The 13,340-nt window shown below is 45.9% G+C and carries 8 protein-coding genes; 4 read left to right on the top strand and 4 right to left on the bottom strand.

Features of this window, described 5'->3' with window-relative positions; genetic code table 11:
• Positions 1-166 precede the first annotated feature (166 nt).
• Both JGK11_RS29840 and JGK11_RS29835 read left to right on the top strand, forming a co-directional pair.
• On the top strand, positions 167-4,798 hold the full coding sequence (locus JGK11_RS29840) for an ATP-binding protein (RefSeq protein WP_293183406.1): 4,632 nt from the start codon (positions 167-169) through the stop codon (positions 4,796-4,798).
• Positions 4,799-4,903: 105 nt separating this feature from the next.
• Positions 4,904-6,235 (top strand): response regulator, encoded by a 1,332-nt coding sequence (locus JGK11_RS29835; protein ID WP_293183408.1) that lies wholly within the window; start codon positions 4,904-4,906, stop codon positions 6,233-6,235.
• Positions 6,236-6,624: 389 nt separating this feature from the next.
• On the opposite strand, the gene JGK11_RS29830 is transcribed toward JGK11_RS29835, so the two are convergent.
• Positions 6,625-7,164, bottom strand: a complete 540-nt coding sequence (locus tag JGK11_RS29830) for a GIY-YIG nuclease family protein (RefSeq protein WP_293183410.1) — start codon at positions 7,162-7,164, stop codon at positions 6,625-6,627.
• 59 nt (positions 7,165-7,223) lie between these two features.
• A complete protein-coding gene (locus tag JGK11_RS29825; RefSeq protein ID WP_293204886.1) occupies positions 7,224-7,550 on the bottom strand; it encodes a hypothetical protein in 327 nt (108 codons plus the stop codon).
• A gap of 628 nt (positions 7,551-8,178) precedes the next feature.
• Here JGK11_RS29825 and JGK11_RS29820 point away from each other — a divergent pair.
• Positions 8,179-8,976 (top strand): hypothetical protein, encoded by a 798-nt coding sequence (locus tag JGK11_RS29820; RefSeq protein WP_293183413.1) that lies wholly within the window; start codon positions 8,179-8,181, stop codon positions 8,974-8,976.
• Positions 8,977-9,225: 249 nt separating this feature from the next.
• Here JGK11_RS29820 and JGK11_RS29815 read toward each other — a convergent pair whose 3' ends face one another.
• Both JGK11_RS29815 and JGK11_RS29810 read right to left on the bottom strand, forming a co-directional pair.
• A complete protein-coding gene (locus JGK11_RS29815) occupies positions 9,226-10,107 on the bottom strand; it encodes a sulfite exporter TauE/SafE family protein (protein ID WP_293183415.1) in 882 nt (293 codons plus the stop codon).
• 116 nt (positions 10,108-10,223) lie between these two features.
• Positions 10,224-11,069 (bottom strand): pentapeptide repeat-containing protein, encoded by an 846-nt coding sequence (locus JGK11_RS29810; protein ID WP_293196982.1) that lies wholly within the window; start codon positions 11,067-11,069, stop codon positions 10,224-10,226.
• Between the two features lie 232 nt (positions 11,070-11,301).
• Here JGK11_RS29810 and ilvD point away from each other — a divergent pair, with 232 nt between their 5' ends.
• A complete protein-coding gene (gene ilvD, locus JGK11_RS29805) occupies positions 11,302-12,987 on the top strand; it encodes a dihydroxy-acid dehydratase (protein WP_293214039.1) in 1,686 nt (561 codons plus the stop codon).
• Positions 12,988-13,340: the final 353 nt, after the last annotated feature.

Below are 13,340 nucleotides of genomic sequence, written 5' to 3'. Positions count from 1 at the left end.
AATCAAGAGCGCTTAAGCGCAACTACATACCTAAATCAAGAGCGCTTAAGCGCAACTACATACCTAAATCAAGAGCGCTTAAGCGCAACTACATACCTAGAAATTAACCTCGCAGAAGACTGCAAAAGTTAAAATTCGATCGCCAGCCCAACTCCTCGATCGCGCCATGCCGATTTATCCCCTCAACCACCCAGCAGCCGCCGAAATTTTCAGCAAACCTCGCCTGCGAACAGTTCTGATTGTTCCCTTTGTGTTGCTAACAGTCAGCGCTGTCGGGCTAGTGGGTTATCTTTCTTTCAAAAGCAGCCGGGAATCCGTCGAGGATCTAGCACAGCAGTTAATGGAACAAGTAGGAGAGCGAATTGGCGATCGGCTCAGCAACTACCTCAACGCCCCCCAGAATGCCGTAGCAGCCAACCGTCTAGCAGTAGAACAAGGAATGCTGAACCTCAACAACACTCAGCAACTGCGACAGCAACTTTGGCAGCAAATAATCTTCAACCCCGCTCTGCAATCGAGCTTTTTTGTCAATGAGCGAGGAGAACAAATTGGGTACGGGCGCCTGATGAGCGAGGAATTTGTGCAACAAGTCACAAAAGAGACAGGGGAGAAATTCTCAATCGGTACGCGTTTTTTTTGCAGTATGAAAAGTACCGACTTGGGTAAAATGCAATACTACTCGGTTGACTCCAAAGGCAATCCCCTAAAACTGCTCTATAGCATCCCTATGGATAACCGCGAAACAGTTTGGTTTCGCCAGGCCAAAGCCTCCAACAAACAAACTTGGTCGCCAATTGTTGTTTTCAACGCTATGCCGACGTTAGGAATTTTTGCGGTGTCTCCCATCAAGGATGCTGGCGAATGGCGGGGGGTTTTTACTTCAAATTATGCGCTGTCGGCAATTAGCAGTTTTCTCGATCGCCTCTACTTCTCTAAATCGGGACAGACTTTTATTATGGAGCGATCGGGCAATCTGGTTGCTACATCCACCCTAGAAACACCCTTTGTCAAGCAAGAAAAACAGCCACCCACGCGATTGCTAGCCACCAACAGCCAGGATACCCGCACCCGAGACATTGCTCGGCAACTCACCAACCGCTTTACCAACTTAAGTTCGCTGGATAGAGCTCAGCAATTTACCATGACGAGTAATGGATCTCGGCAGTTTGTCAGCGTCGCTCCTTATGGAGATGCCTATGGCTTGGATTGGTTGATTGTGGTGGTGGTACCAGAGTCGGATTTCATGGCTCGCATTGAAGCGAATACCCGCAATACATTGGGGTTGTGCGTCGGTACGCTGGTGTTGGCGATCGCGATCGGATTGTTGACTGCCCGTTGGGTAATAAAGCCAATTCTGCGCTTGAATACCGCCGCCAAAAATCTAGGAAAAGGAGAATGGCATCAACCTTTAGAAATTAGACGCTTCGATGAACTCGGAGACCTCACCAATTCCTTCAATCTGATGGCAGAGCAACTGCAACAGGCTTTTTCCGAACAAAAATCTTTAACAGAAGCTTTAGCGCAAAGCGAGAGCCAACTCAAGCAATTTTTAGAAGCCATACCAGCCGGGATATCTATCCACGATGCCTCGGGTAAAGTCGTCTACTTAAACGAAACTGCCAAGCGTTTGAGCGGCGTACAAAATATTCCCGATGCGACTTTAGAAAAAATGGCAGAAGTTTATCAAATCTACCACCAAAACCAGCTTTGTCCAACTGAAAAAATTCCTGCCTTCCGAGCGCTGCGGGGTGAAACGGTACTTGTTGAGGATTTAGAAATTCATCGAGATGGGGAAATTATTAAGCTTGAGGTGCGCGCCACACCAGTTTTCGATGCAGGCGGCAAGATTATTTATGCCATCAATGCTTTTAGTGACATCTCAGGGCGCAAACAATCTGAAAAACTATTAACTGACTACAATAGCACTTTAGCCACCAAAGTTGCAGAACGTACTGCTGACCTAGCTCGTGCTAACGAACTATTACATGAGGAAGTTGCCGAACGCAAATTGATAGAACAAAAACTTGACAGTTCTACTCAAAGAATTCTAAAAATATTTGAGTCAATTGCAGATATTATACTAATTTTAGAATTGCCAGAAAAAACAATTCAAGTTATACCAACTAGGGGAATTTTTCAAGACTACACTCAGACAGAGCAGCTCGACTCTATCCTCGAACAAATTTTTAGTGAGAGTTCCCAAGACATTTATTTCACTCAAGTTCAAGAGGCATTAGAAACCCAGCAAACTATAAATTTTGATTACAGGATGCAGATTAACAACCAAGAAGTTTGGTTTGCTGCTAAAATTTCGCCATTGTCCGATCGCTCTGTGGTTTGGGTAGCCAGGGACATTAGCGATCGCCAGTTGGCTGAAGCCCGACTGCTGGAAGCCCAAAAAATTGCCAGGATTGGCAGTTGGGAATACGATATAGGCCAAGCAACAAGCACTTGGAGTGAAGAACTCTATCGTATGTTCGAGATCGAACCGACTCAAAAACCCGTAGCAACCCCAGAATTAGTCGATCGTTTTCATCCCGAAGATCGATCGCCCTATCTAACAATGCTTCAGGAGCGATCGATCAGTAAAAAAAGCTTTGAACTCGCTCTGCGCCTGATCCGCAGAGATGGCTCGCTCACTTACATGGAAGTCAGAGGGAAACCCGTTTTTGATAAAAAAGGGCAGTTGCTCCGTTGGTTTGGCACTGTCTTGGATATTACCGCTTACAAACAAGCCGAGGCAGCTTTGCGAGAAAGCGCCCAGCGGGAACAAGCAATCGGGCGATCGATCGATCGCATCCGTCAGTCCTTAGATATTGATACCATATTCCAAACCACAACCTCAGAATTGCGAGAAACACTCAAATGCGATCGAGTCGCTATCTATCGTTTTAATCCAGATTGGAGTGGCGAATTTGTTGCCGAGTCAATGGGGGAGGGCTGGATATCTGTGATACAACAATTGGACGAACTTAATTTACCAAACAATCTCGCCACCGACTTTCGCTGTGCGGCGACAAACTTACAAGCCTGCGGTGAAGGAGTACGAGATACCTACCTACAAAAAAATCAAGGCGGTATCTACGATATAGGTGTTTGTTACCGCATGGTTGAAGACATATACACTGCTGGATTTACTCCTTGTTACGTGGAAGTGTTAGAGCAATTTCAAGCCAGAGCCTACATTATTTGCCCCATATTCTGCGGCAGTCAACTTTGGGGTTTGCTCGCCAGCTATCAAAATTCTGGGCCCCGCACTTGGCGCGCAGCAGAAATCAATATCGCGCTGCAAATTAGCACTCAACTCGAAGTCGCTTTACAACAAGCTCAATTACTCGAAGCCACTCAACAGCAAGCCGTACAGCTCCAACAAGCCGCCTTAGCAGCAGAAGCAGCCAACCTCGCGAAAAGCACTTTTTTGGCCAACATGAGCCACGAATTACGCACCCCTCTTAACTCAATTCTGGGATTCTCCCAATTGATGCAGCGATCCGCCAACCTCAACCGCGAACAACAGGAAAATATCGGCATCATCAACCGCAGCGGAGAACACTTGCTAACTCTGATCAATCAAATATTAGATTTAGCCAAAATAGAGGCAGGACGCATTACACTCAACCCAACAGACTTTCAATTAAGCAGACTGCTAAACGAGGTGGAAGAGATGTTCCAACTTCAGGCGCGCGAGCAACAATTGGAGTTAATATTTAGCTACTCTAGGAATATTCCAGAATATTTGCACGCCGATCAAGTTAAGTTGCGCCAAGTTTTAATTAATCTGCTTTCTAACGCTATTAAGTTTACGAAGGAAGGAGGCATTGCAGTAAGAGTAAGTTCGGTAATTGAACAGGAAAATCAGCAATTACCAATCAATTACAAATTACATTTTGAAATAGAAGATACAGGCTGCGGCATGACTCCCGATGAGTTAGACCAGCTTTTTCAAGCCTTTGTCCAAACCAAAACAGGAAAAACATCTCAGCAGGGAACCGGTTTGGGGCTGGCCATCAGCCAACACTTTGTCAAGCTGATGGGCGACATCATTACTGTACGCAGTAAAGTAGGACACGGGACCACCTTCGCCTTTGATATCCCCGTCAGCGCAGTTGAGGCGGCGGCGATTGAACTGGTACAGCCGTCGCGTCGGGCGATCGCCCTAGAATCCAACCAACCGCGCTATCGTATATTGATTGTGGACGATCGCGAGGACAACCGCCAACTACTGCTCAAAATCCTTGCAACCTTTGACTTTGAGCTCAAAGAAGCCTGTAATGGTGTAGAAGCCATTGAAGTGTGGACGAGTTTTGAGCCGGACTTAATTTTTATGGATATGTGGATGCCCGTAATGGATGGAGGTGAAGCCACGCAACGCATTAAAGCCACCGTTAAAGGTAAAACTACCGTCATTATTGCCGTGAGTGCCGCCAACGCCGAGGAAGCCCGAACCGTTACTGTATCAAATAATTGGGATGACTTTATCCACAAACCCTTTCGAGAGACAGACATCTTTGCCACCCTCCACAAACATCTCGGAGTGCGTTACATTTACGATGAACCGGAGAGTGTGCCGGAGCCAACTCAAATCGAGGCTCCGACTCCAGAAAACGTTGCAGCTTTACCAACGGATTGGCTGACAGCTTTAGAAAAAGCCACTATTGAGTGCGATTTAGAGCTGATTCTCAGTCAAATAGAGCAAATTCGCGATCGAAATGACCCATTAGCTACCGCTCTCGCCGCCTTAGCTAACGAGTTTCAGTTCAATCAAATACTAGCTCTCATCCGTCCCTCAACCAAATAAAAATGATATTAGATCGGGTTCGTAGTGAGGACTTTAGTCCTCATCAAACTTTGAGGACTAAAGTCCTCACTACAAACCTACAAAGGTTATTTTACCAGACTAGATATGAATTACGAAGCAACTCCCGTCTTAAAAGGGAATATTTTAATTGTTGATGATGTTCCGAATAATTTGCACCTTCTAGCTAAAATACTATCGAGGCATGGCTACAAAACACGCACTGCACCCGACGGTCAACTAGCCCTAAGGTCGATCGAATCAACACCTCCTGACTTGATTTTGCTGGACATCATGATGCCCAGTATGGACGGCTACAAAGTCTGCGAAATTTTAAAAGCTTCTGCCACCACCAAAGACATTCCCGTCATTTTTATCAGCGCTTTAAATGAAGTGTTAGATAAAGTCAAAGCCTTTGAAGTTGGCGGTGTAGATTATATCACAAAACCTTTTCAAGAACAAGAAGTTTTGGCGCGCGTCTCAAATCAACTCTTGCAGCGCCAGTTGTTGCAGCAAACACAATCCTACGCGCAGCAACTCGAAGAAACTTTAACTGAACTCAAGAAGACTCAATCTCAGTTAATACAGAAGGAAAAAATGGCTTCTTTAGGGCAACTAGCCGCAGGGATTGCTCACGAAATCAACAATCCAGTCAACTTTATCTCCGGCAATATTACTATGGCTGCTGACTATGCACAAGACTTGGTTCGCCTCATAAAATTATACCGACATTACTACCCGCATCCCGTGGCAGAAATTGTCGGCGAATTGGAAAAAATTCAACCCGAATTCATTGCAGATGATTATCCAAAACTGCTAAGTTCGATGAAAGAAGGTACTTCTCGAATTAGCGAGATTGTGCTGTCTTTTCGCAACTTCTCCCGCCTGGGCCAAGAAAAGTGCAAGCCAGTGGATATTCATGAAGGCATTGACAATACTTTAGTTATTTTGCAACACCGCCTCAAAGGAGCCAACAATATCGGTGAGATTGAAGTGAGAAAACACTACAGTAAACTGCCAAAAATCACCTGTTATGCCAGTCTATTAAATCAGGTATTTATGAATCTGCTAATCAATGCTATTGATGCCCTGGAATCTCAACCTTATCCCCGAAAAATTACCATCAGCACTTCAGTAAGTTCAGATTCAGAACCTGCGTTGTACAATCCAAATTCAAACTTGGCAACTCAAAAGTTTCAGTCCGTTATGATTTTAATTGCCGATAACGGTTGCGGGATTTGCGAGGCAGTGCGCCACCGGATATTTGACCCATTTTTTACTACCAAGCCTGTCGGCCGGGGTACTGGATTGGGCTTGGCAATCAGTCACGATATTATAGTAGAAAAACATGGAGGTAAAATCAGTTGTATTTCTGCTCCCGGCGGGGGGACAGAGTTCATTTTGCAGATTCCGATATCTGTTATAGCAGTTGACAGTTGACAGTTGACAGTTGACAGTTGACAGTACGGGAATCAAATCATTTCTGCTTGACGGATATCGGCTCTATTCATTAGGTTATTTGTGTCCGCACCCGATGTGGCGGTTGCTATAAATCTTAAAATGTTATAAGTTCGCAGTCAGGGCTTTAGTCCTTAGATAAAAAAGTTAATTCCTCATTACAAAAAGGTTCGTAGTGAGGACTTTAGTCCTTAGATAAAAAAGTTAATTCCTCACTACAAAAAGGTTCGTAGTGAGGACTTTAGTCCTTAGATAAAAAGTTAATTCCTCACTACAAAAAGGTTCGTAGTGAGGACTTTAGTCCTTAAAGAGAGGACTGAATTCCTCACTACAAACAGGGTTTATTGTGGAGAATTAACCTGAGAGCATATTTACTTCAAATCCAGCAAGCCGCTAGTTTTTAGCTTGGGATTAAACCGGATTTCTTCAGTTACACCGCGAGATTTGAGCAGCGCTAAAATTTCATTTTCTACGCGGCGCGCTACATTTTTCAACAATTTATCTTTGGCAAGTTCATCGGCGACTATACCTTCATAATTTGCTACTTCTTGCGAAGTCATGACAGTTTTGGTATCGATGGGATCGTTCCACTTGGTAGCATCGGTACCATTGCCCTGGGGCTGGGAACCGTTTTCGGCAATCCAACTCGCTCGGATGCTTTCTAGAATAGTGCGGCTGGGCTTGTCGATAGTTTGGACTTTTAGCCAGTAGCAATGTTCGGGTTGGCGTACTAAATGCTGTTTGAGGCTGAGGTAAGTATCCCGAGAATAGCCGACAAATTGCAGCATTTTATCGTTGTCGAAAATCGCATAGACGCCGATTTTACCCTGGACAAATTCAGGCAGTTTCCCTTCGGAGTCAATGTATGGTATGAATTGTAAGCTGGCGAGAGGCTGAATGTCTTCTGTCATCCGATTTTAGATTTTAGATTTTAGATTTTAGATTAAACCACAGATTAACTAGCCTTTAGCTAACTTTGGAAAACGCGATAAATGGCACAGAGGCGGCTGGGTTTAAATATTTTGGCTTGAAACATGAAATTAGGCGGGACGTTGACGATCGCAAAATCGATCGATTCGTGATACTTTTCAAATTCCGCAGGCATTCCCTTGGGCGTCTCGCTGCTGTAAGGGACTGGCTGAAAAAGTAACTCGGCAAACTCAATCCGCGAGCACTGCAATTGCATCGCTATTTGTTGGAGAAAGCTTTCACCTGTTAGTGAATGGAAGAGTGCGGCTTTAGCATCCGGTTCCAGGACAAAACTGCTATCGTAGCTTTCAATAATCTTGAGACCCATTTTCTGTATACTCCTGACAGACGGCGGTTAACGGTTGTCGGTTAAGTTTTAGGCGATCGACATATCCTGAATTTTACCTGAGACTGGCCGTGTTGAAAGCAAAAATTATTCAGCAGAGCTGCCGATAGAAATATGATAATCCCGAAATTTTGACCAGAAAACTAGACGCAAGCCCCCGGCTTGAGACGTGGGGATTAGTCGGTCTGCGGTTTTAACCGCCAGTAAATATTGTATTTGGGGACTAAGCATGGTAATGTAATTGGGTGAGTATGAATAACCGTCTGCGCGTTGAATCATCCTAGTACGGAGAAATCCCGGCAACTCAGATATCCGGCTAGAACCGGAATACTTAGAAAGGGCAAATAATGGCAGGTTGAGGAGCGTACCTATCTGGCTTGTGATGGACTCCCAAAGCAAAAGAAAAACTAAAAGTAAGCCCAACTGCAACACCTCTAGTATTGGTAGTTGATTTGAAGGGTCTAGGGGGATATTTGCCTATCCCTTCCAAGTTCGGCTTGGAGAATCCCCCGGCGACAGCCGTGGGGAGTGTCAAAAATAGCCCTGATTTATTTGCCGATCGCTCTTATCATGTCGGTATCGCAATCTATCAGACTACGACTAAAAGGCTATGCAGAAGATCGAAGACGCATCATTCCCCACGATGAGAATTTCCCCAAACCAGCAGGATTGGCTAGAATTGGCAGAATACGCCTCTATTGCCGGTTCAGCGATTGGTACCATTGCTGCGGGATTGTCGGGGCAAATTCTCTACGCTGCCGCCCCGCTAACCGCAGCACTCTCGCTGAATCTCGCCAATCGCCAGCGTTTTGAGCAAAAAATTCAACAAAAGGCAAATTCTGCCATCGCAGAGGTACAGGCCTCCGCAGAAGCTCGATCGCAGCAAGTTCAGAAACTACCTGGAGAACTTACCAAACTTGATTCTACCGTCTCCGACTTAAAACAAAAACTCGGTATTTTGGAATCCGGCGCCATCGCCGACATACAAGCTGCGGTAGCCGCACTCGAACGCCAAGCGCAGACACTTCCTGCCGATTCTCAAGAACTCTACAGCATCCTGTCGGATTTGCAGGAAAAACTCCGCATTCTGGAAAATAGCGCCCTCAGAGAGCATGATTGGGAAAATGTCAACGTCCGATTTTTGTTGCTAGACGAGAAGTTAACTGAGGTTAGAACTATTACAGCAGAGTTGCAGGAGCGATCGAACGAAGTAGACTTGGATCGAATCCAAGGTTCTCTGAAGCAATTGCAGGATTTGCTCGATCGACCGACAATAGATACAGCGACGCTGCAAACCGAAATTCAGCACTTGCAGGAGCAAGTTTCCGAGTTGCAGCGACAAAATCAAGAAATTGTCAAGCCTTATTTGCTGCGCTTGACTCGCGCCGTCAAGAAACTCAGTCAGTAGTCATTGGTTATTGGTTATTGGTTGTTTGTTATTGGTTGTTTGTTATTTGCCTTGTCTTGTGGCTTTGCTGCCAATAACCGATCGCAAGTAATCTCAGATCCGCTCAATTACCGATAAGAAAAAATGTTTTTAGTGAGGACTTTAGTCCTTGATTTATGAGGACTAAAGTCCTCACTACGAACTAATTTTATAGTCTGATAGCGGAGACTATCTAACCCTTGCAAATAACTAATAACAAATAACTAATAACTAATAACGAAATTTTTGCCAAGCTTGCCAGAAAATATAGATTGATAAAATTGCTAAGAGCGATCGAAAGGCTAAACTAATAGTGCGATCGGACAATCTCGGCAAAAACCTGGTGCTGATTTGCGCGCCCAACAAACCGCCACACCCAAGAATCAACCCCACAACCCACAAAACATTCCCGCGCGCCGCGTGTCCCGCCGTCGCCGAAATTGCCGTAATCACGATGACGCCCAAACTCGTTTGAATTGCCTTTTTAATGCTTTCCCCTAACAGCAAAATTTGCAAGGGAACCATAATCACACCACCGCCTACACCGAACAAACCTGCCAATAAACCGGCAGCACTGCCAGTCGCAATTTTAGCAAAAGTTGGATTAAATAGAATACTTGAATTGTTGGGTAATTGGTGATTGGTAATGGGTAATTGGGAATTGGTAATGGGTAATTGGGAATTGGGAATTGAGCCAGATTCTTTCGTGTCTTCCCCTTCCCCTTCTTCTTCCACTTTCTTAGCAGTCAGGCGCTTGCGAACTTCAATCAAATAAATATTCAGCCACAGCAACAACCCAAAAGTAACTAACAGCAAATAAGGAGGAAATATCCCCGCCAAATAAGCACCAATTTGTGCTGTGATGACGGCGGGAAATCCGATGCCTGCGACTTGACTCAAGTTGAGATAGCCCATGCGCCAATTCTGAATGCTGCCAGAAAGAGCCGTAATTACGATCGACAAACCGCTAGTAGCAACCGCTTGCACCGGAGCATACTTGAGAGCCACCAACAACGGCACGAGCACCGTACCGCCGCCGATACCCAAAAAACCAGCTAGAATACCGGCAAACAGTCCGGCAGCACCCAGAATCAATAATTCGCTAACAGTCATTAGTTAATAGTCATTAGTTATTTGTTATTTGTTATTTGTTGTTTGTTACTCGCTTGGGGCTGCTAATAACCAATAACCAATAACCAATAACATTAATCAATACTCACAACTCAAGATTATTGAGAGTCATTAGTAGCCCCGTCAGGCATAATTGCCCGCCTCAAATCTGCATCGCGGAAGTTAGTTCGATTGAGATTAGCATCAATCAAAACCGCTTCCACCAAAACAGCCCCGCTCAAATTAGACCAACACAGCTTCGCCCGGTACAAATTAGCACCGCTCAAGTTAGCACCGCGCAGAGTTGACCAACTCATATTGGCAACTCTCAAATTAGCATTGCTCAGATTAGCTTCGCTGAGATTAGCTCCAACCATCGTGACTTGACGCAAGTCTGCACCAGTCAGGTTGGCCCTGCTCAGCATCGCCCCACTGAGAATTGCCTGAGTCAGATTGGCTCTTTCTAAAAGCGAATCGCTGAGGATAGCATTTGTCAGGTTTACAGCTTTGAGAGTTGACCAACTCAAATTTGCCTTCATCAAATTAGTGCGAATCATACTAGCTTCGGTTAAGTTAGCCGCAAACAAATTCGCTTCGGTAAAGTTTGCTTCTGTCAAATTTGCTTCCGTCAAATTTGCCTTAGTCATGTTGACTTCTCTCGCCATTGAGCCGCGGAGGTTTGCTCCCACCAGGTTAGCCCCGCTGAGATTGGCGCGGGTCAAATCGGTACCGATGAGATTTGCTTCGGTGAGGTTGGCTTCCGTCATGTCCACCCCACCCAATTTCACCTCGCGCAAGTTCGCTCCCGTCAGGTTAGCGCCTTTGAGGTTTGCGTTTTGGAAATTCGCTCGGGTAAAATTAGCCTCGCTGAGGTTTGCCCCTTTTAAGTCGGCTCCCGCGAGGTTAATCTCTCGAAAAATTCTTTCTCCGGCCGCATATTGCCTCAGAATTCGATCGGCCTCCATGTCATTCGCCTCGCAATTTTTGTTTCAAACGTTAGAGTGATCGGTTTTACACATCATCCCAGATAACCACGGTATTCACCCTGTACGCTTCAGTATCTGTAGAATTTTGGCACTGCTGTGCGAATCTATTCTAGACGGTCTCCTAAAGGTCAGCGATTCTGAGAGAATTAAAAATAGAGTCAAGATATCAGAAAAACAGACAACTGAAACAACAGACAAAGGAAGTTTGAGAATGCCTGAGAATTTAAGAAGCCAAGCGGTGACTGGGGGCGTGCAGCGTTCGCCCAACCGCGCCATGCTGCGCGCCGTGGGTTTTGGCGACGGCGATTTCACTAAGCCCATTGTGGGCATTGCCAACGGCTACAGCACGATTACGCCCTGCAATATGGGATTGAACGACCTCGCCTTGCGGGCAGTTGCGGGTGCAAAAGAAGCCGGTGCGATGCCGCAAATGTTCGGTACGATTACTATCAGCGACGGAATCTCGATGGGAACCGAAGGGATGAAATATTCTCTGGTGTCGAGAGATGTGATTGCAGATTCGATTGAAACGGTTTGCAATGGCCAGAGTATGGATGGGTTGCTGGCTGTAGGCGGTTGCGATAAGAATATGCCGGGGGCGATGATTGCGATCGCCCGCATGAACATTCCTGCTATTTTTGTCTACGGTGGCACGATCAAACCGGGACACCACAACGGACGCGATTTAACTGTCGTCAGCGTTTTTGAAGCAGTCGGTCAATTCAGCGCCGGCAAAATTGACGAAACAGAGCTCAACGCAGTGGAACAAAAAGCTTGTCCCGGCGCTGGTGCTTGCGGCGGAATGTACACGGCAAATACGATGTCCAGCGCTTTTGAAGCTATGGGGATGAGTTTGCCCTATTCTTCGACAATGGCTGCTGAGGATGCTGAAAAAGCCGACAGCGCTGCGGAATCTGCAAGAGTTTTGGTCGAAGCAATTCGCAAACAGTTGTTACCCAGCCAAATTTTAACACGAGCGGCCTTTGAAAATGCGATCGCGGTAATTATGGCGATCGGCGGTTCAACGAATGCGGTGCTGCATTTGTTGGCCATTTCAAATGCGATCGGCGTTGAGTTGTGCCTCGACGATTTTGAAACAATTAGAGCCAAAGTACCCGTACTGTGCGACCTCAAACCAAGCGGCAAATACGTAGCAACCGATTTGCACAAAGCCGGCGGCATTCCTCTAGTAATGAAAATGCTTTTGGAACGCGGTTTGCTGCATGGAGATGCGCTGACAATTACAGGTAAAACAATTGCCGAATCCCTAGCAGATATTCCCAGCGAACCCCGCGCCGATCAAGATGTCATCCGCCCTCTTGACAATCCGATGTACGCCCAAGGACATTTAGCAATTCTCCGGGGAAATCTGGCAACAGAAGGATCGGTTGCTAAAATTACAGGTGTTAAAAAACCGCAAATCACCGGCCCAGCGCGGGTATTTGAATCGGAAGAAAATTGTTTAGCTGCAATCTTGGCTGGCAAAATTCAAGCCGGAGATGTCATTGTCATCAGGTACGAAGGGCCCAAAGGCGGGCCGGGAATGCGCGAAATGCTAGCACCAACTTCGGCAATTATTGGTGCAGGTTTAGGCGATTCTGTGGGGTTAATTACTGACGGTCGCTTTTCCGGCGGAACCTACGGCATGGTTGTCGGTCACGTTGCACCCGAGGCGCAAGTTGGCGGCACAATTGCTCTGGTAAATGAGGGCGATTCAATTACGATTGATGCTAACAATCGCTTGTTACAGCTCAATGTTGATGATGCAGAATTAGAGCGGCGGCGCGCTCTTTGGCAAGCTCCTAAACCCCGGTATACTAAGGGTGTTTTGGCTAAATACGCTAAGTTGGTTTCTTCTAGCAGTGTCGGCGCTGTAACTGATTTGGGTTTGGGTTGAAGAAGAAAACCTAATTTTAACCGCAGATAAACGCAGATAAACGCAGATGAAATTCCATCTGCGTTCATCTGTGTTCATCCGCTGATATCTGCGGTTAAAAAAACGATCGCTCCGCTAGCTAACATACCTGACAAATTGCTAAAATAATCGAGATAAAACTGTCAAGAATAGATACTGCGATTGCTTCGTTCCTCGCTATGGCAATTCTCACCCAAGCGTATTGGTTTTTAAGTCGCGAGAATCCTATGGGACTGGACTGTTGGTCAAATGTTCAGTTGGCTGACTCCGTAGCGTAACCTGGATTTATGAATGATTTTTTAACCACAGAGGCCGCAGAGGGCGCAGAGTTAGAG

Source organism: Microcoleus sp. PH2017_34_RAT_O_A (genome assembly GCF_020737885.1).
Taxonomy (GTDB): Bacteria; Cyanobacteriota; Cyanobacteriia; order Cyanobacteriales; family Microcoleaceae; genus Microcoleus.
The sequence above is the reverse complement of the archived record's forward strand: the minus strand, read 5'-3'. Positions and strand labels throughout refer to the sequence as shown.